Origin of the sequence: Acinetobacter sp. YH12099 (genome assembly GCF_013419195.1) — a bacterium.
GTDB lineage: Bacteria > Pseudomonadota > Gammaproteobacteria > Pseudomonadales > Moraxellaceae > Acinetobacter > Acinetobacter towneri.
In genome coordinates this window covers 15,200-42,167 of record NZ_VPAP01000004.1, presented here as the reverse complement: position 1 = coordinate 42,167, position 26,968 = coordinate 15,200, and the positions used below count along the sequence as shown (strand labels likewise).

Genomic DNA, 26,968 nt, shown 5'->3' with positions numbered 1-26,968 from the left:
GATTGTATAGATGAAAAGGAATACGATTGCAATGTATTTGGTGGGTTGGGATAAACAGGAAATTCATATTCAGCCAAAAGGGCTTGCCATGTTTGGTTATGGCAACTGGAAACATCGTGCCTATGAACAACGAACAGCTTTATTTGCCCGCAGTATTTGTATTCAAACCTTAGACAATGACTTATTAATTTTTTGCTGTCTGGATATGGGGTGTGTGACCTATGCCATGCGTCATTTAGCGATACAGCGTTTACAGCGTAAACTGGGGGAGCGTTTTCAGCCGCAGCGTTTGGTATTGATGGCAACGCATACTCATTCTGCACCTGGCGGTTGTGCACATGAAGCGTTGTACAATATGCCCACACCTGGTTTTGTGCCTGAACATTTAAATGCAGTGGTCGATGCGATTGTGGGCAGTGTGCTCAAAGCTTTGGCGACCCAGAAAAAACCGATATTTATATGAGCAATGGTCGTTTTGCAGAAGAAACGCCAGTGGCATGGAATCGCTCTTTAACAGCGTATAACCGTAATCCTGATGTATCTCGTAGAACGCTGGAACAGGCACATTTGGCCTTAGATCGTGATATGCAATTGCTTGGTTTTTATCGCGAAGGTAATTTACAGGCAGTTTTTTCTTTATTTGGGGTGCATGCTACCTGTTTAAGCAGTCGTTTAAGCGCTCATGATGGTGATAACAAAGGTTATGCCGCACTTTGTACCGAGCGTGCACTGCAACAACGTGGGGTCAAAAATCCTGTGGCAATTTTTGCCCAAGCCGCAGCGGGTGATGTTTCTCCACATTATCATGGCCCTGAGCAGTCACAGGTACGTGCTGCAATGCGCGATGAAAAAGAATACGAATATACACAGCAAAATGGTCGCTATCAAAGTGAATTGGCACTGAAAGCTTTGGCACATAGAGGTACGCCGTTAATGGGAGCTTTAGATGCTGTGTGCCATTATGTCGATTTAAGCAATATTGAAATTCCAGTTGAATTTGCGATGGGGCAAACAGATGCAAAAACCAGTGCAGCCTGTCATGGTGCAGCATTTTTTGCAGGAACACCTGTAGATGGTGCAGGTGTGGCACAACCGATTTTTAAAGGTATGCAATGGTTAGCGCAGCGAGTGAAAAAGAAAAAGTTGAGTAATCCTCAAGCCGCAGATTATAGCTATTATCAACAGCTATATGCCTCACAAGGCCCCAAAGATATTGTGCTGGAATGTGGTTCTAAAACCATTTTTGGCAAGCCACTGAATCATTATCCTAAATTTTTAGACAAACTGATTGCAGAAATGAACAAGCAGGCCAGTGTAGGCGCAATTGATCATAGCTTGTTGGTACCGAATGTAGTGCCATTACAATTAATTAAAATTGGCGACTTAACCTTGCTGTGCTGTCCTGGGGAAATTACTACTGTTGCAGCTAAGCGGCTCAAAGTAACCGTACAACAAGAATTGGAATCGACTCAAAAAGTATGGTTGGCTTCATATTGCAATGATTATATGGGCTATGTGACCACCTTCGAGGAATATCAACAACAAGCCTATGAAGGTGGTCACACTTTATATGGACAGTGGACTTTGGCAGCGTTGCAAACTAAATTTCAATATTTCGCAGAGCAATTGAATTTGCCTATTCCACAACGCGATACAGCATCGTTATTACCGCCCGCTGTACCTTTGGATGAATTAGAAAAAAGAACATATCGTGACAGTTTGAAAGCTAATGCGCTAAATGAATTGTAGTTTTTTTATACATTGTTCCATGTGAAACATATTCTAAATCATGTACTAGTCAGGAGGTTAATCTAAATCAATATGGATAGAGAGGTCATTTATCTCATCCATGTGTCTCTATTTTTTTAATGCGGTACTTTAAAAAGTAACGCAAAACAAACTGCAATAAAAATAAATGCCACGCAGAAAAAGGAAGGATTATGAAACAGCGTTGGAGTAACTGGTCTGGAAAGCAAACAGCCTATCCAGACTTTTTACAGCCGAAAAATGTAGATGAACTGAAAAAAATTGTGCGAAAGCACGACAAAATTAGAATGGTCGGAGCAGGGCATTCCTTTAGCCCCTTAGCCACAACCGATGATGTGATGGTGAATTTAGATCATATTCAGGGGGTGCATCAATTTAATGCACAAAAGCAGCAATGCACCTTACATGCAGGGACTCGGCTGTACAAACTGGGTGAATGTCTAGCTCCGATTCATCAGGCGCTGCAAAATCAGGGCGATATTGATCATCAGAGTTTGGCAGGTGTGGTTGCAACAGGAACACATGGCACAGGTGTGGATTTATTGTCTATCGGCTTTGGTGACTGATTTTGAACTGCTCACAGCAGAGGGTGAGGTGTTGCAATGTTCACCTGAACACAATGCTGAAATTTTTCAGGCAGGTCGGGTCGCGCTGGGCAGTTTTGGGGTGATGACCAAAATCACTTTACAAAACCGTTCGCGCTATAAACTCAAAGAGCAGCTACGTTTATGTGCCTTGAGTGATATTTATCAATATATAGACCGTTGGAAGCATCAACATCGCCATATTGAGTTTTGGGCATTTTTACACAGTGATCAGGTGATTTTAAAAACCTTAGATGAGAGCCGAGGATTGACGGATCCTCGTCCGCAATATTGGTTATCAGAAGACCGTTTATTAAATTTTTGTTCGGAAATAACCCGTGTTTTTCCACAGTTAAATCCGTATTTACAATCTTTGTTGGGCGTGTTTATCAAACCGAGTACTCATGTCGATTGGTCGAGTCAAATTTTCCCAACGCCACGCAATACCAAATTTAACGAAATGGAATACCAATTGCCTGCCGAGCAAGGTTTGGCGTGTTTAGAAGAATTATTGGCGGTTTTGAAACAACAGCGTGTCGCCATGTTTTTCCCAATCGAGTTTCGCTATGTCAAAGGCGATGATATTTGGCTGAGTCCTTTTTATGGACGGGATTCGGTGTCTATTTCAATCCACCAATTTTATAAACAAGATTGCCAACATATTTTTAAATGGGTTGAACCGATTTTACAAAAATATCAGGGACGTCCACATTGGGGCAAATTGCACAGTATGCAAGCGGATCAATTACGTGAGTTATATCCAAAATGGGATGATTTTATGCAACTTCGTGAGCAGCTTGATCCACAGCAAAAATGGATTAATCCATATTTAAGACAAATTTTCACGATTCCAAGTTTGAGTGCAGCGTGATGTTCAATAAACAACTCAAGCAATCGCAAAATAAGAGCATTCAATTAGGGAGCGTGACATGCAAAGTGATTATTTTCAGCAACTCACCCACAGTTTGCAGCAACAGGGTACAGGAACACCGCAACTGATTGTGGATATGGCACGTTTTCAGCATAACTTGGATTATGTTGCAGCCCATTTGCCTGCACGGTTGCAACCACGACTGGTGGTGAAATCGCTAGCGTGTTTGGAGATATTGCAACACGCAAGCCAAAGTCTGAATACGCAGCGTTTTATGTTGTTTCATCTGCCACATTTGTATGAAGTGATGCAGCACTTTCCACAAGCAGATGTACTGTTTGGCAAGCCAATGCCAATACGTGCGGTAGATGCTTTTTATCAGCAGGTGATGGCGTCTGCTGAGAATATCCAATTGCATTTACAATGGTTGGTTGATCAACCTGCACGTTTACAACAGTATTTACATTTGGCACAACAACGCCAGCTTTGTTTGAATATTAATCTTGAAATTGATATCGGTTTGCATCGTGGTGGGGCGCAAGATCATGCTGGATTTATGCAAATGCTGGAATTGATTCAGCAGCATCCACAACATTTAAAACTGTCAGGTTTGATGGGGTACGATGCGCATGTGGTGAAATTACCAAATGTATTTCATGCACAAGCCAAAGCCTATCAACACTCACAGCAGCAATATAGAAATTATAAACAACTGATTCAGCATCATTTTCCAAAGTTGTGGCAGGATGACTTGTGTTTTAACGGTGGTGGTAGCCTGACATTTATGCAGCATTGTCAGCACAGTGAATGTAATGATCTGGCTTTTGGTTCGATGTTGCTTAAACCCAGTGATTTTGATTTAAAAATCTTGTCAGATTTGCAATCGGCTTTGTGGATTGCAACACCTGTTTTAAAGGTATTGGCTGCGGTACAAGTGCCAGGCTTAGATCGTTTGCAGTCCTATTTGCCACAATCCAATCAAGCCGTTTTTGTTTATGGTGGCTATTGGATGGCAGATTATGTTTATCCTGAGAGCAGTCATCCACATGCTTTATACGGACGCAGTAGCAATCAAGAGTTGATTCAAGTACCCAAACAGCATCGCATCCAAATAGATGATTATGTATTTTTACGCCCGCAACAGAGTGAGGCGGTGTTGCCACAGTTTGAAGCGGTGTATGCCTATCAACATGGACAATTCACGCCGTGGGCAACCTTTAGGGAATAAAAACAGCTGAAATGCCGATTCTTTGGCTTTTTTAGTACACAAAGGTTTAAACCTGTACGCAAGCCGTGTAAAATTTAAGGCGCTTTTTATTTATACACCGTTTTTATCTTTTGAGGGTCTCCCTTAATCATAATCTCGCGGTGATATGCTCCATGGTACGGGGCATCACTCCTTAAGGATTTTTATCTATGCCTATTATCACTTTGCCAAATGGCGATCAAAAACAGTTTGATCAAGCCGTATCTGTGATGGAAGTTGCTCAAAGCATCGGTCCGGGTCTTGCCAAAAATACAGTTGCTGGACGTGTGAATGATCGTTTGGTCGATGCTTGTGATTTAATTACCGAAGATGCAACCCTACAAATTATTACGCCTAAAGATGAAGAAGGCGTAGAGATTATCCGTCACTCATGTGCGCACTTAGTGGGGCATGCGGTAAAACAGCTTTTCCCTGAAGCGAAAATGGTGATTGGCCCTGTCATTGAAGAAGGTTTCTACTATGACATCTGGATGCCTCGTCCATTTACGTTAGATGATTTGGCAGCAATCGAAGAGCGTATGAAAAAGCTCATCGACCAAGATTATGATGTTGTGAAAAAAATGACCCCGCGTGATGAAGTAATTGCAGAATTCACAGCGCGTGGCGAAGAATATAAATTACGTTTGATTGCAGACATGCCAAACGAAACTCAAATGGGTTTGTACTATCATCAAGACTATTTGGATATGTGCCGTGGTCCACACGTTCCAAACACTAAATTCTTAAAGTCGTTCAAACTCACCAAAATTTCAGGCGCTTATTGGCGCGGTGATGCGAAAAACGAACAGTTACAACGTATTTATGGTACGGCTTGGGCAGACAAAAAGCAGCTCGCGGCGTATATCAAACGTATTGAAGAAGCAGAAAAGCGTGACCACCGTAAAATTGGTAAAGCTTTGGACTTGTTCCATATGCAAGAAGAAGCACCAGGCATGGTGTTTTGGCATCCAAATGGTTGGACGATTTACCAAGTACTTGAGCAATACATGCGTAAAGTACAACAAGACAACGGTTACCTAGAAATTCGTACCCCGCAAGTGGTCGATTTCACGCTATGGGAAAAATCAGGACATGCTGCCAACTACGCAGACAATATGTTTACCACCCATTCTGAAAACCGTAACTATGCAGTAAAACCAATGAACTGCCCATGTCACGTACAAGTCTTTAACCAAGGGCTAAAGTCATATCGTGATTTGCCAATTCGTCTGGCAGAATTTGGTTCATGTCACCGTAACGAGCCATCAGGTTCACTGCACGGCATTATGCGCGTACGTGGCTTTACTCAAGACGATGCCCACATTTTCTGTACCAAAGAACAAATTGGGCCAGAAGTTGCAGACTTCATCAAACTGACTTTAGATGTTTATAAAGATTTCGGTTTTGAAGAGGTGCAAATGAAACTGTCTACACGTCCTGAAAAACGTGTGGGAGATGATGCACTTTGGGATATGGCAGAAAAATCTTTGGCTGATGCCTTGGATGCTGCAGGTCTGGAATGGGAGTTACAACCGGGTGAAGGTGCGTTCTACGGCCCGAAAATTGAATTCTCACTGAAAGACTGCTTAGGTCGTGTGTGGCAATGTGGTACAATTCAGTGTGACTTTAACTTGCCTGAGCGTTTAGAGGCATCTTATGTCACTGAAGACAATGATCGTGATCAGCCTGTAATGTTGCACCGCGCAATTCTTGGCAGCTTTGAACGATTTATTGGTATACTTATTGAGCACTATGCAGGCTTTATGCCACCATGGTTAGCGCCAGTGCAAGCTTGTGTCATGAATATTACCGATTCACAAGCTGCTGCAAGTGAACAGGTCGTCGCAAAACTTAAAGAAAACGGTATTCGTGCTATTTCTGACTTGAGAAATGAGAAAATCGGCTTTAAGATTCGTGAGCGTACATTAGAGCGTATTCCATACTTACTGGTACTTGGGGACCGTGAAGTGGAAGAAGGAACGGTAAACGTCCGTACTCGCTCAGGAACAAATTTGGGTACTATGTCAATTGATGCTTTCATTGACCTAGTGAAAACAGCCGTCGCAGAACGCGGCCGGTATATTGTGGAGTAACAGCGATTAAACAGCCTGACCGTAATCAACAGGGCGGAAAATCTAACCGTCCTGCTTTGAATGATGAAATTCGTGCAAAAGAAGTCCGTCTTGTAGACGAAAATGGTGAGCAAAAAGGTATTGTAAGCTTGGCTGATGCATTACGCGCAGCAGAAAGCGTTGACCTTGACTTGGTGGAAATTGTGGCAAATGCCGAACCACCGGTGTGCAAAATCATGGACTTTAACAAGCATTTGTTTGATCTAAAGCAAAAGCAGAAAGAAGCGAAGAAAAAACAACATCAAGTACAGGTGAAAGAAATCAAGCTCCGCCCTGCGACTGATGTTGGTGATTACAACGTAAAATTACGTGCAATTATCAAATTCCTTGAAGAAGGGAACAAGGTAAAAATCACTTTACGCTTCCGTGGTCGTGAAATGGCTCACCAACAGTTAGGTTTGGCTCAATTGAAAAAAGTTGAAGCAGATGTAATTGAATATGGTGTAGTTGAACAAGCACCAAAAATGGAAGGTCGTCAAATGGGTATGTTGCTTGGTCCTAAAAAGAAAAAGTAATCCCATCCTGAACAAAAGAAGCACTGCACCTTGGCGGTGCTTTTTTTTGCGTGATGAAAGTGAGCATCTATGTTTCATGTTTATGAGATATGCCATTCGATAAAAAAACTCTACGCAGCGACACGCAACAAACGCTTAAAAACATGCTATAACTAAAACCGCAGTAGAAGAATGCTGGTCAAAAAGCAAAAAAAGTAATGAAGGATAAAACATGATTGATCTTTATTATTGGGGCACCCCCAACGGTCATAAAATTAGTATTGCACTTGAAGAAATGGGCTTGGAATATCAAATTTTCCCCATCAATATTTCAGAAGATGATCAATTTCAGCCAGATTTTTTAAAAATTTCGCCCAATAATAAAATTCCTGCAATTGTCGATCAGAACGGTCCGCGTGGTGAGCCAATCTCTGTGTTTGAGTCGGGTGCAATTTTGCAATATCTAGGGCGCAAAACTGGCATGTTTTATCCTACCGATGAACAGGAGCGTGTTGAAGTAGAGCAGTGGCTCATGTGGCAAATGGGTGGTTTTGGTCCAATGTTAGGACAGAATCATCATTTTAGCCGTTATGCACCAGAGAAAATTCCTTATGCGATTGAACGCTATATCAATGAATCCAAGCGTTTGTATGGCGTGTTAAATAAGCAGTTGATGGGGCAAAAGTACGTGGCGGGCGAATATTCAATTGCTGATATGGCTATTTTGCCGTGGGCGTTACGTCATGACTGGCAAAATATTTCGCTGGAAGATTATCCGTATGTACAAGACTATATTACACGGCTGACTGCGCGCCCTGCAGTGCAGAAAGCACTCGCGATTCAAGTTTAAATCTACTTTTATGCTAAGATGCCAGCCACCTGATACCTCACTTTTTCAGGTGGCTTTTTTATTGGATGAGCTATGCAAGAATTTTTTTTAAACTTTACCAAGATTGTTGAGCAAAATGCCAAAGTGTATTGGAGCATTATTTTGGGCATTGTGTCTTGCTTGATCTTATTTGTGATCGAAGCATTTCATGTGCAGAATATGATTGCGGCTTTAAATAGCACAGATCAACAGGTTTTACGTGCTGCGATTGAGCCTGTTACTCAGCGTTATGCATGGGCACGTGCGGCACTTATTTTGCTTAGTATTGTTTGGGCGAACTGGGAATATCGTAAAACCAAGCAGGCTTTAGGGCTTTAAATCGTCTATGCTTTGGACGCTGTTTGGTTTATTTTTATCTGCATTTGGTGCGGCAACTTTATTGCCTTTACAGTCCGAAGCTGTGTTGTTGGGGCTGTTATATGAAGGCAGCTATGCACCCATTTGGCTGATTAGCATTGCCAGTCTAGGCAATATTTTAGGTTCTTGTGTGAACTGGTATTTGGGACTCAAGATCGAACATTATAAAGATAAAAAGTGGTTTCCTGTTTCGGCTACACAATTAGAAAAAGCACAGCACACCTACGCCAAATATGGGTTTTGGTCTTTACTGCTCAGTTGGGTGCCGATTATTGGTGATCCAATTACGCTGATTGCAGGTTTAATGAAAGAACATTTTGCCCGTTTTGTGTTGATGGTGAGTCTAGCCAAAATCGGGCGTTATCTGTTTATTTATTTTGTTTATACATGGGTTTAAGCAAGCAACCCCTATTATTTATAGACACTTATGACTGTTCTTGAGCATCACACGTGTTTAAATCAAAATAAATTTCATCTTTTAATTTTGACTTTTTATACAGCCAAAATTGACGCGGTACATCTACTTGAGCAGCTTTCACTGCAGCTAAAACTTGTTGATCAAGTGCGTATTGTCCCGAACCTTGTGTCAATTTCACACGTTTCACTTCGCCATGCTTATTTACTTTGAATTGAAACTTTAACTTACGTGAGTGATTTTTTAAATCTTCCGCACTTAAGTTTAATTGTGGTTGACTACGATACTTAAATTGAACTTTTTGCTGTTGTTGCTGTGCTAACCATTGTTTAGATTGAAAATCAAACTGGCAATCTTCGTGCTGGTTATCCTGAAATCTTAAATTAAAGCTTTGAAAACCAATGGTCGGTACGGCAGTATCTTCTACATAGGTCGGTTGAATTTCAGCAGTGCGAACCGCTTGTAATAAGGCATCATCTAATTTTTTCAGCCCTGTACTTTCTTGAATAGTGGCTTGACTGATTTTGCCGGTTTCATCTGCATAAATACGCACAATTGCAGCTCGGTTTTGTTGATTTAAATCTTCATTTTTATATTTGGGTTGTGGAAACTTGCGCCATGCTAAGCGTGTGGTGAGATGAGCAGGCAAGGCAGCACTTTTTTGTACTTCGAGTGTGGCTTTTGGTGTCGATTTCTGCTGCGGTGGTTTTGCAAAAAGATGCGTCGCACTGAGTCCAAGCAATAGAGTTATATATAAAGATGTTTTCATCATATTACGGTCTTTTTTATCTCACACAAGACGAGGCGAAGTATTGATGGAATTGTGGATAATCGCAAGGGTAATCCGCAACTTATTGCAAGTTTTTAGGGTGTTGATCTGCACAATTTTTGACAGAGCTTTAGCTTTATTTTGAATTGTAGTGGGTGTTCACAATTCCAGTATTTTTTCCTGAGTTGAATTACGGCAAATGAGTGAGGTAATGATCATTTTTTATTTAGCCAATATGCTTTTGTTTTAAGCAAAGATGCTTTAGAATACTCGCTCCCTTACCTGCAGGTCGTTTTTGCAATGGTGCAGACGTGCCGAACAGGTGTTTAAAGAGGTTGTTATGGCTAAGTTAAAAACTCGCCGTGGTGCAGCTAAACGTTTCAAAGCGACTGCTAACGGTTTCAAGCGTAAACAAGCGTTCAAACGCCACATTTTGACCAAAAAATCTGCTAAACGTATCCGTCAATTGCGCGGCTGTGTAATGGTTCACGTGAGTGACGTTGCTGCTGTTCGTGCTATGTGCCCATACATCTAAGGAGATTATAAATGGCTCGTGTAAAACGTGGTGTACAGGCTCATCGCCGTCATAAAAAAATTCTTGCTCGTGCTAAAGGTTACTATGGTGCTCGTTCACGCGTATATCGCGTAGCGTTCCAAGCGGTAATCAAAGCAGGTCAATACGCTTACCGTGACCGTCGTCAAAAGAAACGTCAATTCCGTGCTTTATGGATTGCGCGTATCAATGCGGGCGCTCGTCAAAATGGTTTATCGTACAGCCGTATGATCGCTGGCTTGAAAAAAGCACAAGTGATTATCGACCGTCGCGTACTTGCTGACATCGCTATGCATGACGCAGTTGCATTTGCTGCTTTAGCTACAAAAGCTAAAGATGCATTAGCTGCATAAGTCTTTATGACTTAAAAGAAAGACCGCGAAAGGAGTATATAGTAAAAACAGTGTCTATTCGCGTGTGAGTGAGTGACAGGTCTTTACATATAACGTCAGCGGCTTTCATTTCAAACGTACATACTGTGTATAATGGTATGTACGTTTTTTATTTGCGCCGAGTCCTTCGGCGGTAACCATTCATCCATGAATTTTTGTTCAGTGTTTAATTGCACCTTGTGAGTGCGACTTGTTCCAACAAGTCGGGAGAGATAGGAGTTACGTCATTGGTTTAGCAGGACGGGGATAGTTATTTGCGGCAAGTACAGAGTTGTCGCCGCATCCATGCGGCTTTGACAGTTCAGTTGTTCACTCATTGATTCACCTTCTTGATTAATTGCACTTAATTTACCACCACATTGCAACCGCTCCTTACCAGGTGTTGCAAATTAATCGCACCACAACTTTCACGGAAAGTACCACTTCGTCGGATCTCGGCTTTGTGCCAATTGCAGACATTCCAACTTTAAGGCTGTAAAGTCCGCTTTTAGGTGTTAGCAGAACGCCCAGCATCAGCGGAGGCGCGAAGCGCCGTCCGCTGCATGCTATTGTTAGCTTTCGTTTTATGTTTGGCCATACTTTTGTTCCCATGCAGCATCATTGGTACAAAAAAACACTATGGCTTCAATGAACGCAATAATTGAGGGAATGAATGTCCAAACGAAAAGCAGATAGAAAAGCCCCCACCACTGCCCCAGATAAAACCGATGAATGCCGAAGCCACCAAGAAATAAGGCAAGAACACCCGCAACAACTTTGCTCTTACCTTGTCCCCCAGTTCGCTGAACTGCCCCACAATGGGGGCAGGATCGAGCACTTTCGTGAATCTCTTTGCCGCACCCGCGACAAAACATCATACCTGCCATACTTCTTCTCCTTTTTGGTTGTAAAGCTAACGTTTGAGCTAACCGGCGTGCAAAAGCAGAGTGAAGCGCCGCTTTTGCACGTCCGTGTTGAGCGATTTGTTAGCGGAATACATCAGAATTTAATCGAGCGTTTGACTCGCTCAAGTATCGGGCGCCATACAATCGCATCCGACTGCCTGTGCGACAAGGTTATTTCAATAAGACGATTGGAAACAGGAATCTTGTATTGCGTCACTTGCCAAGGAGAAGGCCCATTAACCCCCGCGCGAATGTAAGGCATTACGAGCACTCGGTAATTATTGAGCCGCTCAATGCGGACAGGCTGCATCTCAATTATCTTTGGGCCGCCAGACGCCTCAAGTTGCCTGAACATTTTTAACATTTCAGTTCCAACCTCTTGGAGGTCTGCGGGGGTAGCTGCTGCAAGATCGGATTGTGTGTAATCAGGGGGGGACGTGACACTTACACGAATCATCGCACCGGTTGGATTAGGCGTAGCATTCATCGCCAGCAAGGATTCTTTTCGACCACTTGATCCTTCGATGCCGGCATTATCAGTCATTGCTTGGCCAGCAGCGCCGAGATTTTTGCGATTTTCCAGAGACAATACCGTCCAATGAGATGGAACATCGAGTGAGATGCCGTAGGCCAACTGAACACTACGAAATGAAGTGTCTTGCGCGAATGCTGAATGTGCAAGCAGCGTTAAGGCAATAAACGCGGCAAGAAATAGATGTTTGATATTCACTCTCATTGCTCCCCTCCTGCGCTAGGCGGTTGCTTTTTCTCTTGTCTATTAAGAAATGAGAAAAACAGCCAAGCAAATACAAATGCGCCCCCCATATCGAGTGGGTTTTGTGGACTGATCGGCACGCCGACGCTATCGGAAATGGCCTGATACCTGAGCACCTTCAGGACCGATAGCGCGACCACACTCACAATAAACATCAAAATGGTCAACGACCATGCAGCCAGGCGAGACGCCGACTTCTGCTTAAATGCAGTCACGTTCAGTAGCTTTGCCGCACCAAACACGAGCAGTCCGTAAATGAGCCAATCGACGAGCATGGGTAGTTCTCCTATCCGCTAACGCCTGAATTAAGCCGCGCCGCGAAGCGGCGTCGGCTTGAATGAATTGTTAGGTGCCACTGACGGCGGCATCAGGGTTTTTGTCAGAGATAAGCCGTAGATCAATTCCGTGTTCAAGCAATGCCTTGCAGGCAGAGATTACGAGATTGAATCCCTCGGTGGAATCCAGTGCCTGCGCAACCTTTTCATCATCGGTTCCCGTGAAGCCTGAGGCGACGATAGAAACAAATGTTGTGTCATTGCCTTTAGGCGTAAAAGTCCATTCAACAGGCGTGGGCCATTCAATGGCAATTCTTTGGTTCTTCTCCAGCGCCGTGACCGTCACTTCCCCCGAGACGCCGTATTGATCCCAGTACCAGGTTACTGTCTTACCAGGAGCTAGTTGCCCACTGGAACGACTAAACCAAAATCTGGTGGTCACGGTGGGATCGACGAAGGCATTGAACACCTCCTCGACGGGTCTGCGGATAAGCATTGTTGCTCGCGCAACAGGCGACTTTATGAGTGTCATTTCAGCTCCCGAAAATCTGTGTGTGGCACCTAACGCCCGGTTAAGCGGTGAGCCACGCAGTGGCGAGTCCGGCGACCAACGGAAGCGAACTTGAACCGCTTGTTATGTGTTTATTCATTGCTTTCAAAGTGAGCAAATACTTCGGCTCCAGTCATGTTTTGAGTTTCGTTTGAGAAGCTATAGTATTGAGGTTTTTCGTCAATGAAAATTTGATGACTCAGTTTGTAGTCTGAACCATCATCTAACAGCCCGATCGGAAAGTGATAATGATTAGCTGGCTTTAAAAAGTAAAATAAATGTGTGCCGCATTTAGAGCAGAAACCCCTCTCTGCCCACTCAGATGATTGATAGCGTGTTACAAGCGATTCGTTTGATATGCTTTTTAGTTCGCCGCTGTCGATAGCTAGCATTGGGCCACCAGACCATTTCCGACACATACTGCAATGACACGCAGCTACTTCGGTATTTGATAGTTCGACCTCAAGCTCAACCGCACCACATAAACATTTGCTTTTCATTTTCTCAATCTCTCACTTTTCAGACAGTTGTATGACAAGCCGCACAAGACACATAACAGTTATTATGTTGAACCGTACCGGGTTTGTCGGAGACTTTTTTATTTAAGTTAGGCCACCTGACCTAACGGGTTAATCTTATCATAGTACATTGCTTCAAACTCAAAAGGCGATACATAACCCAGTGCACTGTGTACACGCTTTTTATTGAACCAATCTACCCAGTTTAGTGTCGCAAGTTGTACATCTGCTAAACCTTGCCAATCTGCTTTTAAATATTCAATCACCTCTGTTTTGTATAAGCCATTCACCGTTTCAGCCAAAGCATTATCGTATGAATCACCAGTCGTACCGACTGATGCTCGTAAATTTGCAGCTTCTAAACGATTGGTATAACGAATGGAAAGATATTGCACGCCTCTGTCACTATGATGAATCACGTTCTTTGGCATGCCTCGATCATGCAATGCTTGCTCCAGTGCATCGAGCACCATATCTGTATTCATACGTGTTGATACTTTCCATCCAACAATTGCTCGCGAGAACACATCAATAATAAAGGCGGTATAGACCCAGCCTGAATGAGTTTGAATATACGTGAAGTCAGCGACCCACAGCTGGTCAGGATGATCTGCATTAAAATTGCGTTTTACTAAGTCATCTGCTCGTTTTTGATCATCTCGGCTACGGGTGGTTTGTTTATTCTTACCACGCCAAACACCTTGTATACCTAGCTTCTGCATCAATCGAGCAACTGTACAGCGCGCAATAACATAGCCTTCACGTTTCAGTTTTTGCCAGACCTTACGCACACCATATCGACCTAAACTTTCTTTCCAAATACGTTTTATTTGCTCTGCATGATGTAAATCATGCAGAGCACGTTTCGCTCGATGTTCTGGATTGTCAGCGAGATCTAAAGCCCGATAATAGGTCGAAGCTGCAATCGGTAAAATTCTACAAATCGCTTCAACACTATATCGATCTTTATTGTTCTGGATAAAATCCACCATTATTTGTGTGGGCGGTCGAGCTCCGCCTGGGCGAAAAAAGCGGCTGCTTTACGTAGAATTTCATTGGCACGTTTTAATTCTTTAATTTCACGTTCCATTTGCTTCATTTTTTCTTGGTCAGATATCTGTTGTACTTTGGCAGGATTTAGTTGATCCATATGCTTTAAATACCAAACACGCAATGTTTCAGGAGTACAACCCTTGCGCAGCATGCTGCTCAGGTGCAATAGCTGTGATTGCAGCCCAAGTAGAAGGATAATCTTTTTCAGATTCAATCAATAATTGAACCGCTCTTTCTCTGATTTCAGGGGTATATTTTGGTTTTGTCATTGGAACATTCTCTCAAGAAAGTTGGTCTCCGACAAACCCGGTGCGGTTCACTGCTTTGTTTGCAGCGGAAGGCGCAGCGAAGGACAAGCATATTTTTTGCTGCTATTGCGTTATGTGCAGGTCATTTAGAATGACTAAATTTCCTGTCCCATGCCTTATATCAGCTAAAAAATATGCGTTGTCGCAAACATAGACGAATTGTCAACAGCCCCTAAGCTTATAAACCAAAATAATAGGCAGCTGCACAAATAACCACAGTCATTAAAATCAGTTTAATCACGGCAGATGTACCCACTTTATGCGTAGCTGCAGGTGTTGGTATTTGTGGTGAAGCGATGTTTTGTACTTGGCTAGGCGTTGATTCAAAAGGATCAGGTGTTTGCACTGGCGTGAGCTGTGCGGTCTGATAAAGGTTCGCAACCTTGGTGATAAATTTGGCGTGTAAATCTTCAAGTTTCTGAGAAAAATGACGTAAATTGAGTTGTTCGCTTGGTTCAAGTTCTGTGCCATCGGCATGATAAGGATGCTGGATTTTATTCTGAATGTGTTGATCCAGTGCATCTAAACGATACAGCATCTGATGTGCATAGGCAGCAGGGTAGTCTGCGGGAATTAACGCCAAAGTTGGGTACATGCTTTCAGTTGCGTTTTGAGTAAGATCTACACCGAAATAAGGTTTAGCGCTTTGCTCTGGTTCAACAAACTCTGTAGCACAAGGATTTAAAAATAATTCGGAGCGAATAAAGCGATCAATTTCATCCCAGTTTGGAGAGGCAAAATCTGCATCGAGCTGTTTGGCGAGTTTGTGATTTAATTGATAGCGCCACATGACTTCCTGACGCAGTGCACTTTGTTGGGTCGCAGGTGCAATATAGTCTTGTTCTGCGCTGTACCATTCGGCAAGTTCTTTGCCAAAAATCCAAGCATGTTTATGTTGTGCTTCATGACTCACAATAAAATGTGAAAAAGGCAGGAGTTCAACATTTGGGTTTGGATTTTTTTCTTCGTTTAAAATGCTAGAGCTGTGCAAGCTGAGGCGTTGTACACCTTGTTGTTTAAGATGCTCTAACCAGATTTGAAAGTGTTGTGCCAGTAAATGTTGTGACAATAAATCACGAAACTGAATTTGATGCTGGTTAAACACTTGATGCTTGAGCCAATGATTAAAACTTAAATCTTGAGCCAAATATTCATTGCCATAAGTCACAAGGGCAAGTTGCTGTTTCCAAATCTGATCGAGCGCCATAATGTTGAGATCTCGTGGTGATTGGCTTTATCTTATACTTTTTGTATTTCAAGATGCTAATCTAATTTTCATTACATCGAAGCTTCATCAAAGCGACTAAAAACTGTTAGAATACGGGGTTTTTAAATTATTTCTAAATTGTTGCTTTTGAGAGTTACTATGTCACTGGAAGCCCTGACCAATGAAGCGCTCGCTGCAATTGCAGCAGCAGAGGACCTTGCTACACTCGACCAGGTGCGAGTGCAATTTACGGGGAAAAAAAGCCAGCTTGCGGAACAATCCAAAGCACTGGGTAAAATGGACCCTGAACAGCGTAAAGAATTTGGTGCACAAATTCATGCTGTGCGTGAAGCAATCAATGCGGCATTAACTGCGCGTCAAACTGAATTACAACAAGCGGCTTTGGCACAAAAACTGGCGAATGAAACCGTTGATATTACTTTGCCAGGTCGTGGTCAAAGCATCGGCAGTATTCACCCAGTTACGCAGGTACAGGAACGTATTTGCCAATTCTTTACCAAAGCAGGTTTTACCGTGGCAACGGGCCCAGAAGTTGAAGATGACTATCACAACTTTGAAGCGTTGAATATTCCAGGACATCACCCTGCGCGTGCCATGCACGATACTTTCTATTTTGATGTGAATCATTTATTGCGTACCCACACGTCGGGCGTACAAATTCGCACCATGGAAAATCAACAGCCGCCTATTCGTATTGTTTGTCCAGGTCGTGTGTATCGCTGCGACTCAGACCAAACACACTCACCAATGTTCCATCAAATTGAAGGCTTATACGTCGCAGAAAATACCAGTTTTGCAGAACTCAAAGGTTTGTTAATTAACCTGTTAAACGAATTCTTTGAAAAAGACTTAAAAGTACGTTTCCGTCCATCTTATTTCCCATTCACAGAGCCAAGTGCCGAAGTGGATATTATGGATGAACGTGGTCGCTGGTTGGAAGTTTTGGGCTGCGGTATGGTGCATCCAAATGTGTTACGCGCTTCAGGCATTGATCCAGAAAAATATAAAGGTTTTGCCTTCGGTTTAGGGGTAGAGCGTTTTGCGATGTTGCGTTATGGCATCAATGACTTGCGTATGTTCTACCAAAATGATGTGCGTTTCTTGCGCCAGTTTGCTTAAAACTTTTTAAACAACCTTTCCTAAAATTAGGAGAGGGAAAAGAGATTATTTTTAAATTTTAAAAATCCCCCCTAAATCCCCCTTTGTAAAAGGGGGACTTACGCGAAATAAATAGAAGTGTGGGAATTCTCCTCTTTATTAAAGAGGGGGTAGGGGAGATTCAGGAAATGAATGTATGAAAATTAGCGAAAATTGGCTACGCACGTGGGTTAACCCAGCCATTGACAGCGATACTTTATCGAATCAACTCACGATGCTGGGTCTAGAAGTTGATGATATGTCACCAGCAGCAAAGCCATTTACAGGCGTTGTGGTGGGTGAAGTCTTAACGGTTGAACAGCATCCAGATGCAGATCGTTTACGTGTGACTACGGTAAATATTGGTTCAGGTGAGCCGTTGCAGATTGTGTGTGGTGCGCCAAACGTGCGTGTAGGTATGAAAGCACCTGTGGCAACCATTGGTGCGGTATTGCCAGGCGACTTTAAAATCAAAAAAGGCAAACTGCGTGGTGTGGAATCACAAGGGATGCTCTGTGGCGCATCAGAAATTGACCTTGAAGATAAACTTGATGGTTTATTGGAACTGCCTGCAGATGCACCTGTAGGTGTGAATGTACGTGAATATCTTGATCTAGATGACCATGTCATTGATATCAGTATTACTCCAAACCGTGGTGATTGTTTCAGTATTCGTGGTATTGCCCGTGAAATTGGGGTGATTAACCAATTGCCAGTGAATACACCTGACATTCAGGCAGTAGCGGCAACTATTCAGGATGAAAAAACTGTACAAAGTTTGACGGAAGGCTGCCCACGTTATTTAGGTCGTGTGATTAAAAATGTAAATACCAAAGCCGCTACACCTGAGTGGATGGAGCGCGCGTTGGCACGTTCAGGTATCCGTCAGCACAGTATTTTGGTTGATATTACCAACTATGTCTTGATTGAATTGGGTCAGCCAATGCACGCTTTTGATGGTGCTAAAATTCAAGGTGGCATTCAAGTTCGTCAAGCGACTGCAGCAGAAAAATTGGTGCTGTTAAACGAGCAAGAAGTTGAGCTGCAAGATGATGTGATGGTGATTGCCGATGACGCAAAAGTATTGGCGATGGCGGGCATCATGGGTGGTTTATCTTCTGCGGTAAGTGATGAAACCACAGAAATTTTCCTTGAATCCGCTTTCTTTGCACCATTGCATATCGCAGGTCGTGCACGTCGTTATGGTTTGCATACCGATGCCTCACAGCGTTATGAACGTGGTGTCGATTTTGAATTGCCATTATTGGCGATGAACCGTGCATCACAACTGATTGCAGAATTTGCTGGCGGCGAATTTGGTCCAATTACAGTGGCAGAACAAGCAGCACAATTGCCAACACGTGAAGCAATTGCGTTAAATCAAGCGCAAGTCGATCAGCTCTTGGGTTATCACGTTGATGCTACATTTATTGCCGATGCTTTAACTCGTTTAGGCTGCGAAGTTACTGTTCAAGCTGAAGGTCAGTGGAGCGTTGTACCACCATCACATCGTTTTGATATGGCAATTTACCAAGACTTAATTGAAGAAGTTGCTCGTATTCACGGTTATGACAACATTCAAATCAGTTTGCCTGTGATTGATGTGCAATTAGCAAAATACCAAGATCAGTTTGAAGTTGCGCAATTACGTCAAACCGCAGTGACTTTAGGTTATCAAGAAGCAATTAGTTTTAGCTTTGCCGATGCAAAATTGGAAAAACAATTAAACCCTGCAGTGAATCCGTTGGCATTGGCGAATCCAATTTCAAGCGATTTGGCAGTAATGCGCTCAACGTTGTTATCCAGCTTAATTCCATGCGTTCAGTACAACGTGAATCGTCAACAAAACCGTGTGCGTTTCTTTGAGTTGGGTTTACGTTTTGATTATCAACATGCAGCAAGCATTCATGACTTGAAGCAAATTCCAACTTTGGCATTGATTGCGGTGGGTGCTAAACATGCAGAATCTTGGCATGCTAAAGCTCAGCCTATGGATTTCTTCGATTTTAAAGGCGATATTGAAGAAATTTTAGCTGCAGGTCGTGTGCAGGTAGAGTATGTTCGTTCAGAGCGTACTTGGTTGCATCCTGGACAATCTGCTGAAATTTTGGTAGATGGTCAGTCTATTGGTTACTTTGGTCGTTTACATCCATCTTTAGAAGATGAGCTGGATTTAGGCACGGCTTGGGTAGCAGAACTCGATCAAACAGCAGTTTTGCAAACTTATGTATCTAATTTTACAGAATTATCACGTTTTCCATCGGTTAGACGTGATATTGCGCTTTTAATTAGTGATAAGATAAATGTAAGCGAAATTCAGCAACTTATTGAAAAAACGGGTGGAGCGCTGTTAGACTCAACTTGGTTATTCGATGTGTATACTGGACAAGGTGTTGAACAAGGCAAGCGTTCTTTGGCTTTTGCTCTGTTATGGCAACATCCAACACGTACACTTGAAGATGCTGAAATTAAATCTGGTATGGATAACATTCTGCAAGTGTTGGAAAACACTTACCAAGCGACATTGAGGGCTTCATGACAGCATTAACAAAAGCAGAAATGGCTGATCATTTAAGTGAGCTCACGAGTTTAAACCGCCGTGAAGCGAAACAAATGGTCGAGTTATTTTTTGATGAGATCAGCCAAGCACTGATCTCTGGCGAGCAAGTTAAACTTTCAGGGTTTGGGAACTTCGAGTTACGTGATAAACGTCAACGACCTGGTCGCAACCCGAAAACAGGCGAAGAAATTCCAATTTCAGCCCGCCGTGTAGTCACATTCCGCGCAGGGCAGAAATTCCGCCAGCGTGTGGGAAATGAGCAGATCGATTGATCTGCTTTTTTTTATGCTTTTTATAAGAGATTTTAGAAAGACGCTGTGATTTAGCAAGACATAGTGATTGATCTTGCAATTGAGAGACTTGAATCAAACTATGGATATGAATGAAAACACTGTAGAGCTGAACAAGACGCTACCTAAGAATTGAGCGTGGAGATGAGAAACCAAAAGGTTATATCGAAATAAATGCCGAATGGGGTTAAGTGTTTTGGTTAAATGCTTTTATATGCTGAATCATCTACTTGAAAAAGATGGATTGAGCGATTTGGAGATATTGTGCTGAGTAAAATAAATTTTAGACAAAATATTCAGAAATAAAAAAGAGAGCCATCGGCTCTCTTTTTGTACTGCATAATCGTATCGATTATTGAGCAGCAGCTTCAGAAGCAGCAGCAGCAGCGTCTACAGCAGCATCAGCAGCGTCAGTTGCAGCAGCAGCAGCAGTGTCAGCAGCATCTACAGCAGCTTCAGCGCCAGAAGCAACTTCTACAGCAGCAGCGTCAGCAGCAGCTTCAGCTTCAGATGCAGCTACAACAGCTTCAGATGCAGCAGCGTTAGCGTCAGCAGCAGCTTCTTCAGTTTTTTTAGCACAACCAACGAAAGCTAAAGTAGTAGCAACTGCAGCAGCAATAGCGATTTTTTTGAATAACATGGCATCACTCTCTAAAATATGAGATTAAAAAAAACCGACGTTAGTCTGTTGTATGCTTTTATTATTCCTAAATTTTGTTAGGCACTAACAACGCAGGCGCAGTCTAACTGGTCTGCGAATATGCTATCACTGCGCTTTTTGAATTGCTACTAGGTTGATTGAAAAAAAGGCAAAAAAACGCGAAAAATACGTGCTTTTTTAACAGAAAATAACAATTAATTTGGCATTTTAGATTGGAGAGTTGCACGGTAACTGGCTAAAAACTAAAAGGTTTTTACTAAATATTTTTTTATAATCATTTACTTAAAAATAAGTTTACATATACCGCGTGCAATTGTGTCTTTATGTAAATTTTGTCAACCAAATAAAAAAGCCATCGTTTTAAGATGACTTTTTTAGGTGTTCTAATATTTATAGCCGTTTAATTGGCTGCTTTACGTTTCATTTGATCAAAGAAGTCGTCATTAGTTTTGGTTTCTTTCATGCGATCAAGCAAGAATTCCATTGCTGCCAATTCATCTTGAGTGTGTAACAATTTACGCAAAATCCAAACTTTACGCAAATTATCTTCACTCATTAAGCGCTCTTCACGACGTGTACCTGATTTTTTGATGTTCATGGCAGGGAAAACACGTTTTTCTGCAATACGACGGTCTAAGGTAATCTCTTGGTTGCCTGTACCTTTAAACTCTTCGTAAATCACTTCATCCATTTTACTGCCAGTTTCAATCAGTGCAGTTGAAATAATGGTTAGAGAACCACCTTCTTCAATATTACGTGCAGCACCAAAGAAGCGTTTTGGACGTTCTAAAGCGTGCGCATCAACACCACCTGTTAAAACCTTGCCTGAAGAAGGTACGACAGTGTTGTAGGCGCGTGCCAAACGGGTAATCGAATCCAGTAAAATCACCACGTCTTTTTTATGTTCAACTAAACGCTTGGCTTTTTCAATGACCATTTCTGCAACTTGAACGTGACGAGCAGGTGACTCATCAAATGTTGATGCAATCACTTCACCGCGCACGGTGCGTTCCATTTCAGTCACTTCTTCAGGGCGTTCATCAATGAGAAGTACAATCAAGAACACTTCTGGGTTGTTACGAACAATCGACTGAGCGATGTTTTGTAGCAACATGGTTTTACCCGCTTTAGGCGGAGCCACAATAATTGAACGCTGACCTTTACCAATTGGCGCAACCAAATCTACCACACGTGCAGTTAAGTCTTCAGTTGTTCCATTACCTAACTCCATCACCAACTGTTCTGTTGGGAAAAGCGGGGTTAAGTTTTCAAATAAGATTTTATTACGTGAATTTTCAGGGGTGTCATAGTTAATTTGATTGACTTTGAGCAAAGCAAAATAACGTTCGCCTTCTTTTGGTGGACGAATCGTACCTGTAATGGTGTCACCCGTGCGCAGGTTAAAGCGACGAATTTGCGAAGGGCTGACATAAATATCATCTGGGCCAGCAAGGTATGAACCTGCAGCTGAGCGTAAGAAACCAAAACCATCAGAGAGAATTTCTAGAACGCCATCACCAAAAATCTCTTCACCATTCATGGCATGGCGCTTTAAGATGGCAAAAATAATGTCTTGCTTGCGGTTACGCGCCATTCCTTCAAGGCCCATAAACTCGGCAATCTTGATGAGTTCGCCAATCGGTTTTTTCTTGAGTTCGGTTAAATTCATAGAGGTTCTGATAGAATTAAAATTCTGGGGTACAGGTTAGAGAGGGAGCAACATTTAGCCGCATTCATACAATAAAATGAAAGCAATTGTATTTGCACAATAACGATTCAGAGCACTGATTCATTGTTTGATTGAAAAATGTGAAAAACAATTTCTGTTGCCGAGCGGCATTTTTGTGTTGTGTCTTTTCAGAAAGAGGATGAAAGATCCTGCGTTTCCTGAGCATGCAATATAAGAGAGAAACGTCTACTTGTCAATTTGTAGGCAAAAAAAATACGCCAATGCGTGGCGTATTTTTTTCATCATCTCTATAAATAGACGATGGATCAATCGACTTAGATATTTTCGTCAATAAACGCAGTCAATTTAGATTTAGGTGCTGCACCGACTTGCTGTGCAACCACTTCACCATTTTTGAACATCAATAATGCTGGAATATTACGGATGTTGTAGTTCACTGCAGTTTGTTCGCAAGAGGTTACATCAACTTTTACAATTTTAACTTTGCCTTGGTATTCGTCTGCAAGTACTTCAAGTACAGGTGCAATTGCTTTACATGGCGCACACCAGCCAGCCCAGAAGTCAACCAATACAGGAGTATCCGATTGAAGAACATCTGCTTCGAAGTTTGCATCAGTGGTGTTTACGATGTTGCCAGACATGGATTACGCTCCAAATAATTTTTAAGATAGCTTTAGTTAGTATTACATAGCCATCTTGAACAAAGTAGGGGAATCTGTGGATTTTCCATTCAAAATACAAATTTGTCCAATTGATCGTGACGATAACGCTAAACGAAAATGCGAATTCTGTAACACAATTGTCATATATGCGGAAAATTTAAATAGTCGTCAAATTGTGCTGATAAATGGCTTTTAAATTAGGTGTATGTGAATTACTCTAGGCACAATTCTGTCTAGGTTTGTTTGAAGAATGTCTGATTTTTTAATTGATGAAGAGTTACTCGCAGCCATCGATATGGGGTCGAATAGTTTCCACTTGGCGATTGCTCGAGTGGATCATGGTGAAGTAAAAAAAGTGGCATCAATGTCAGAAAAAGTACAGTTGGCCGCAGGTTTAGATGAAAATAAGAATTTGACCGAAGCTGCTCAACAACGTGGTTTGGCATGTTTGGCGCGTTTTGTGGGACGTTTAACTGCGGTGCAGTCAAACCGTTTGCGTATTGTGGCAACCAACGCATTGCGTCAGGCCAAAAATGGACATGAGTTTATTCAAAAAGCCGCAGAAATTTTGCCTAAACCTATTGAAATTATTGCAGGGCGTGAAGAAGCCCGTTTAATTTATTTAGGCGTATCGCACACGATGGCAAATAGTGGTCGTCGTTTGGTAATTGACATTGGCGGTGGTTCGACAGAGTTGATTATTGGCGAAGAATTTGAGCCAATTCATACCGAATCTTTACAAATGGGCTGTGTGGCCTATACCAAAGCCTATTTTGCCGATGGTGAAATTAGCAAGAGCAGTTTTGAAAAAGCAGTGGTTGCAGCGCGTAAAGAACTGTATTCGATTGCCAATACTTATAAAGAAGCAGGTTGGGATACCGTTGCAGGTTCGAGCGGTACCATTAAAGCCTGTCGTCAAATTACGGTAAATATGGGCTGGAGCAATGAGCAGGAAAATCTGACTCGTGAAGGTTTAGAAAAACTCAAAGACCGTTTGCTCAAGTTTAAACACGTATCAGAAATGGAATTTGATGGTCTAAAAGAAGACCGTCGAGCAGTTTTGCCAGCAGGTTTGGCAATTTTATATGCGGTATTTGATGTATTAGATATCGATAAACTGGTGTATTCCGATGGGGCTTTGCGTGAAGGCGTAATGTATGACTTGTTGGGACGTTTCCAGCATGAAGACATTCGTGATCGCAGTGTACAGGCCTTGATGGGGCGTTATAACTCAGACCCGAAACAGGCTGGACGTGTGGTGAAAACTGCGCAACATTTATTTGACAGCGTGGCAGAATCATTAAAATTAAATAACGAAGATAGTGACTTATTGCGTCGTGCTGCGTACCTACATGAAATTGGTTTAGCCATCAGTCACAGCAGTTATCATCGTCACGGTGCATATTTATTGCAACATTCGGACATTCCCGGTTTCTCACAAATTGACCAAAACTATCTCTCGCATTTGGTCGGCAACCATCGTCGAAAGTTGCGCCAAGACGCGAAAACAGAAGCACTGAAAGCGGGTGGCAATAAAATTGTTTACTTAAGTTTGTTGCTTCGCCTTGCAGTTTTGGTCAACGCAAGTCGTAGCGATGCGATGCTTCCTGCCATTGAATTAAGCATCCGCAATGCGCAACAATGGCAGCTCAGCGTGTCGGGTGATGCCAAACAATGGCCATTGCTTGTCGCTGAATTGCACGATGAACAAGTGCAATTCAAGAATTGGGACATTGAATTGAATATTCAGTCGGAACAATTTGTCGATTAAGATTTGGTTAATTTAGGGATAACAGTCGACTTATGAAAAAAGCTGCTCAATCTAAAGCATGGAAAACCGTGCAAATTGCACGTCATCCTGAACGTCCGCAATTTCTAGACTATGTGGGTGAAATTTTCACTGAATTTGATGCCTTACATGGCGATCGTTTATTTGGTGATGATGGTGCAATGATCGGTGGATTGGCACGCTTTGATGGTCAGCCTGTCATGGTGATAGGTCAACATCGTGGTCGCAGTACCCGCGAAAAATTACAACACAACTTCGGGATGTGTAATCCAGAAGGCTACCGTAAGGCACAGCGTCTTATGGATATGGCAGAGCGTTTTAATCTGCCAGTTTTCACTTTTGTTGATACGATGGGTGCATACCCAGGTGTAGGTGCAGAGGAACGTGGTCAGGCAGAAGCGATTGCGACCAGCTTAGCGCAATTGTCGAACTTAAAAGTACCTGTAATTGCTACAGTATTGGGCGAAGGTGGTTCAGGCGGTGCGTTGGGTATTGGCGTGGCTGACCGTGTGGTAATGTTGTCACACAGTATTTACTCTGTTATTTCACCAGAAGGTTGTGCGTCTATTCTGTGGAAAACTGCAGAAAAAGCCGAACAAGCCAGTGAAGCATTGGCATTGACTGCAGAAAAACTGCAAAAGATTGGTATTGTAGAATATGTGGTTGATGAAGGTGAGGGTGCGCATTTAAACCCTGAACAAGTCATGCACAGTCTGAAAAATGTGTTAAAAGAAGCTTTGGATGAATTGCAAGCGATGGATGCAACACAACGATGCGAAGAACGTTACCAGCGTTTAATGAAGTTTGGCAGCGACAATTTAGGTCTAGCGTCTTAAGCCAATTACAGGCTTTTTCTGCACAGACAAAATTTTTAATCGGATGTAGTGGCGGCATGGATTCCATGCTGCTACTGCATCTTTTGTCGTTTTTGTGCCCTGAAAAAGTACGCGCGATTTATATTGATCACCAATTGCAAAGTCCAAGCGCAGCGTGGGGCACATTGGTGCAAGCCACCTGCCAAAATTTAAATGTGCCGTGTGTGCTGCAAAAAGTCAGTGTGTCTGAGGGTAATTTAGAAAATCAGGCACGTCAGGCGCGTTATCAGGCCTATATGCAGCACTTAGATAGCAACGAAGTTCTAGTATTGGCGCATCATCAGCAAGATCAGGCAGAAACCGTATTGCTGCGTTTGTTTTCAGGCGCAGGTGTGCAAGGACTTGCTGCCATGCAAGCTGTCGATGTGCGTGATGACATCAGTATTTGGCGTCCGTTATTGGATATTTCGCGTGAGCAGATTTGCCAATGGAGTGCTGAATTAAAGCTCGATTATGTGCAAGACCCAAGCAATCAGGATGTGCATTATGACCGAGCTTGGGCAAGAGAAATATTGTGGCCTGTCGTGCAACAGCGTTTTCCTAAAATGCAGCAAGCTGTGACGCGTACTGCAAACTTGATGCAAGATACTGAAAACATTTTGGCAGAAGTTTTGGCGCAGGATTTAGCTGCATGTGGCACAGACTCGCAGTTGAATTTAATTCAGTTACAACAATTGTCTTTGTCACGGCAACGTCAGCTATTATCGGCATGGATGAAAGGACAGGCACAATATCGCCCAAGTTTTGATATGGTCGAACGCTTGCAACGTGAGGTGATTCAAGCCAAAGCCGATGCACAAGCGGCATTACATTGTCAGGATTATTATTATCTGCGTTATCAGCAACAATTATTTCGTTTGCCGAAAGCGGAGTATTTAGCTGCAGAACATTTTGAGGCAGAAGAACAAGTGTTATGTTTGCAGGCAGATCAGACTTTTCAAGTGTGGTCTGGCTGTTATCAACTGCAACAAGCCAAAGTCGGTTTATCTGCAACTTTGCTGAATCGTCCGTTAACTTTACGGCCACGTTTGGGTGGTGAAAAAATTCATTTGTATGGTCGGGTGGGCACATGGCCACTGAAAAAAGCCATTCAGGAAGCACAAATTTTTCCGTGGACGCGTCATACAATTCAAATATTAAGCCTAGATAATGTTATGCTAGGCGTTTTTAGCCCCAAAGGCTTTTGGCTTGCACAGTCGGACTATTGTGTCGCAGATGGATGGCAACCGAATTTAGTCTCTTAA

Annotated in this window: 24 protein-coding genes, 3 pseudogenes and 1 other annotated feature; of the genes and pseudogenes, 16 read left to right on the top strand and 11 right to left on the bottom strand. The window is 42.6% G+C overall.

Annotated elements, in window-relative coordinates:
* Positions 1 to 31 precede the first annotated feature (31 nt).
* The 8 genes and pseudogenes from FTU39_RS04005 (at position 32) to FTU39_RS03970 (ending at position 8,737) form a co-directional block, all read left to right on the top strand.
* A pseudogene (locus tag FTU39_RS04005) lies at positions 32 to 1,749 on the top strand (neutral/alkaline non-lysosomal ceramidase N-terminal domain-containing protein).
* Positions 1,750 to 1,940: 191 nt separating this feature from the next.
* Positions 1,941 to 3,222 (top strand): annotated as a pseudogene (locus tag FTU39_RS04000) (D-arabinono-1,4-lactone oxidase).
* 58 nt (positions 3,223 to 3,280) lie between these two features.
* Positions 3,281 to 4,450, top strand: a complete 1,170-nt coding sequence (locus FTU39_RS03995; RefSeq protein ID WP_178318757.1) for an alanine racemase — start codon at positions 3,281 to 3,283, stop codon at positions 4,448 to 4,450.
* A 188-nt stretch (positions 4,451 to 4,638) separates the two neighbouring features.
* Complete coding sequence (gene thrS / locus FTU39_RS03990) at positions 4,639 to 6,561, top strand: threonine--tRNA ligase (protein ID WP_004975142.1); 1,923 nt, start codon at positions 4,639 to 4,641, stop codon at positions 6,559 to 6,561.
* A gap of 5 nt (positions 6,562 to 6,566) precedes the next feature.
* Positions 6,567 to 7,115, top strand: coding sequence for a translation initiation factor IF-3 (gene infC / locus FTU39_RS03985; RefSeq protein ID WP_081402479.1), 549 nt, complete (start codon positions 6,567 to 6,569; stop codon positions 7,113 to 7,115).
* A gap of 211 nt (positions 7,116 to 7,326) precedes the next feature.
* The gene (locus FTU39_RS03980) at positions 7,327 to 7,944 is read left to right on the top strand and encodes a glutathione S-transferase N-terminal domain-containing protein (RefSeq protein WP_004975146.1); all 618 of its coding nucleotides are present in this window, start codon (positions 7,327 to 7,329) and stop codon (positions 7,942 to 7,944) included.
* Positions 7,945 to 8,016: 72 nt separating this feature from the next.
* Positions 8,017 to 8,301, top strand: coding sequence for a hypothetical protein (locus FTU39_RS03975; protein WP_131260748.1), 285 nt, complete (start codon positions 8,017 to 8,019; stop codon positions 8,299 to 8,301).
* Positions 8,302 to 8,308: 7 nt separating this feature from the next.
* Complete coding sequence (locus FTU39_RS03970) at positions 8,309 to 8,737, top strand: YqaA family protein (RefSeq protein ID WP_004975149.1); 429 nt, start codon at positions 8,309 to 8,311, stop codon at positions 8,735 to 8,737.
* 28 nt (positions 8,738 to 8,765) lie between these two features.
* Here the strand turns inward: FTU39_RS03970 and FTU39_RS03965 are convergent, their stop codons facing one another.
* Positions 8,766 to 9,524, bottom strand: coding sequence for an energy transducer TonB (locus FTU39_RS03965; protein WP_026438356.1), 759 nt, complete (start codon positions 9,522 to 9,524; stop codon positions 8,766 to 8,768).
* A gap of 340 nt (positions 9,525 to 9,864) precedes the next feature.
* Here FTU39_RS03965 and rpmI point away from each other — a divergent pair, with 340 nt between their 5' ends.
* Together rpmI and rplT are read left to right on the top strand one after the other, a co-directional pair.
* Positions 9,865 to 10,059 (top strand): 50S ribosomal protein L35, encoded by a 195-nt coding sequence (gene rpmI, locus FTU39_RS03960; RefSeq protein ID WP_004975152.1) that lies wholly within the window; start codon positions 9,865 to 9,867, stop codon positions 10,057 to 10,059.
* Positions 10,060 to 10,070: 11 nt separating this feature from the next.
* Positions 10,071 to 10,430 (top strand): 50S ribosomal protein L20, encoded by a 360-nt coding sequence (gene rplT / locus FTU39_RS03955; RefSeq protein ID WP_004975153.1) that lies wholly within the window; start codon positions 10,071 to 10,073, stop codon positions 10,428 to 10,430.
* A gap of 602 nt (positions 10,431 to 11,032) precedes the next feature.
* Here the strand turns inward: rplT and FTU39_RS03950 are convergent.
* From FTU39_RS03950 to FTU39_RS03920, 7 genes and pseudogenes are all read right to left on the bottom strand, one after another.
* Positions 11,033 to 11,335 carry a TM2 domain-containing protein gene (locus FTU39_RS03950; protein ID WP_167846242.1) on the bottom strand — a complete coding sequence of 101 codons (303 nt, stop codon included), beginning with the start codon at positions 11,333 to 11,335 and terminating at the stop codon, positions 11,033 to 11,035.
* 112 nt (positions 11,336 to 11,447) lie between these two features.
* Positions 11,448 to 12,089: a hypothetical protein gene (locus tag FTU39_RS03945; protein ID WP_156157160.1), complete on the bottom strand. Its 642-nt coding sequence runs from the start codon at positions 12,087 to 12,089 to the stop codon at positions 11,448 to 11,450.
* Entirely contained in the window at positions 12,086 to 12,403 is a 318-nt protein-coding gene (locus FTU39_RS03940; RefSeq protein ID WP_039964969.1) for a hypothetical protein, read from the bottom strand. The genes FTU39_RS03945 and FTU39_RS03940 overlap by 4 nt, the downstream gene beginning before the upstream one ends.
* 70 nt (positions 12,404 to 12,473) lie before the next feature.
* Positions 12,474 to 12,935 (bottom strand): SRPBCC family protein, encoded by a 462-nt coding sequence (locus FTU39_RS03935; RefSeq protein ID WP_154320384.1) that lies wholly within the window; start codon positions 12,933 to 12,935, stop codon positions 12,474 to 12,476.
* 110 nt (positions 12,936 to 13,045) lie between these two features.
* The gene (locus tag FTU39_RS03930) at positions 13,046 to 13,453 is read right to left on the bottom strand and encodes a GFA family protein (protein ID WP_113907495.1); all 408 of its coding nucleotides are present in this window, start codon (positions 13,451 to 13,453) and stop codon (positions 13,046 to 13,048) included.
* 107 nt (positions 13,454 to 13,560) lie between these two features.
* Positions 13,561 to 14,793: pseudogene (locus FTU39_RS03925) on the bottom strand (IS3 family transposase).
* Positions 14,388 to 14,505: a sequence feature (AL1L pseudoknot), on the bottom strand. Its footprint overlaps the pseudogene before it by 118 nt.
* A gap of 217 nt (positions 14,794 to 15,010) precedes the next feature.
* On the bottom strand, positions 15,011 to 16,039 hold the full coding sequence (locus FTU39_RS03920) for a hypothetical protein (RefSeq protein ID WP_180051753.1): 1,029 nt from the start codon (positions 16,037 to 16,039) through the stop codon (positions 15,011 to 15,013).
* A gap of 159 nt (positions 16,040 to 16,198) precedes the next feature.
* Here FTU39_RS03920 and pheS point away from each other — a divergent pair, with 159 nt between their 5' ends.
* From pheS to FTU39_RS03905, 3 genes are all read left to right on the top strand, one after another.
* Positions 16,199 to 17,179 carry a phenylalanine--tRNA ligase subunit alpha gene (gene pheS / locus FTU39_RS03915; RefSeq protein WP_004975156.1) on the top strand — a complete coding sequence of 327 codons (981 nt, stop codon included), beginning with the start codon at positions 16,199 to 16,201 and terminating at the stop codon, positions 17,177 to 17,179.
* 175 nt (positions 17,180 to 17,354) lie between these two features.
* A complete protein-coding gene (gene pheT, locus FTU39_RS03910) occupies positions 17,355 to 19,736 on the top strand; it encodes a phenylalanine--tRNA ligase subunit beta (protein ID WP_104852457.1) in 2,382 nt (793 codons plus the stop codon).
* A complete protein-coding gene (locus FTU39_RS03905) occupies positions 19,733 to 20,029 on the top strand; it encodes an integration host factor subunit alpha (RefSeq protein ID WP_004649746.1) in 297 nt (98 codons plus the stop codon). Before pheT ends, FTU39_RS03905 begins: the two co-directional genes overlap by 4 nt.
* A 370-nt stretch (positions 20,030 to 20,399) precedes the next feature.
* On the opposite strand, the gene FTU39_RS03900 is transcribed toward FTU39_RS03905, so the two are convergent.
* From FTU39_RS03900 to trxA, 3 genes are all read right to left on the bottom strand, one after another.
* Positions 20,400 to 20,687 (bottom strand): hypothetical protein, encoded by a 288-nt coding sequence (locus tag FTU39_RS03900; RefSeq protein ID WP_004975160.1) that lies wholly within the window; start codon positions 20,685 to 20,687, stop codon positions 20,400 to 20,402.
* Positions 20,688 to 21,108: 421 nt separating this feature from the next.
* A complete protein-coding gene (gene rho, locus FTU39_RS03895) occupies positions 21,109 to 22,377 on the bottom strand; it encodes a transcription termination factor Rho (protein WP_004975162.1) in 1,269 nt (422 codons plus the stop codon).
* A 335-nt stretch (positions 22,378 to 22,712) separates the two neighbouring features.
* Positions 22,713 to 23,039, bottom strand: a complete 327-nt coding sequence (gene trxA / locus FTU39_RS03890; RefSeq protein ID WP_004975164.1) for a thioredoxin — start codon at positions 23,037 to 23,039, stop codon at positions 22,713 to 22,715.
* Positions 23,040 to 23,310: 271 nt separating this feature from the next.
* Between trxA and ppx the strand changes: the two genes are divergently transcribed.
* Genes ppx through tilS form a run of 3 tightly spaced genes read left to right on the top strand, consistent with a single transcriptional unit; the run spans position 23,311 to position 26,968 of the window.
* Positions 23,311 to 24,831 (top strand): exopolyphosphatase, encoded by a 1,521-nt coding sequence (ppx, locus tag FTU39_RS03885; RefSeq protein WP_004975167.1) that lies wholly within the window; start codon positions 23,311 to 23,313, stop codon positions 24,829 to 24,831.
* A 32-nt stretch (positions 24,832 to 24,863) separates the two neighbouring features.
* Positions 24,864 to 25,685 carry an acetyl-CoA carboxylase carboxyltransferase subunit alpha gene (locus tag FTU39_RS03880; protein ID WP_004975170.1) on the top strand — a complete coding sequence of 274 codons (822 nt, stop codon included), beginning with the start codon at positions 24,864 to 24,866 and terminating at the stop codon, positions 25,683 to 25,685.
* Positions 25,622 to 26,968, top strand: a complete 1,347-nt coding sequence (gene tilS, locus FTU39_RS03875; RefSeq protein ID WP_104852453.1) for a tRNA lysidine(34) synthetase TilS — start codon at positions 25,622 to 25,624, stop codon at positions 26,966 to 26,968. Before FTU39_RS03880 ends, tilS begins: the two co-directional genes overlap by 64 nt.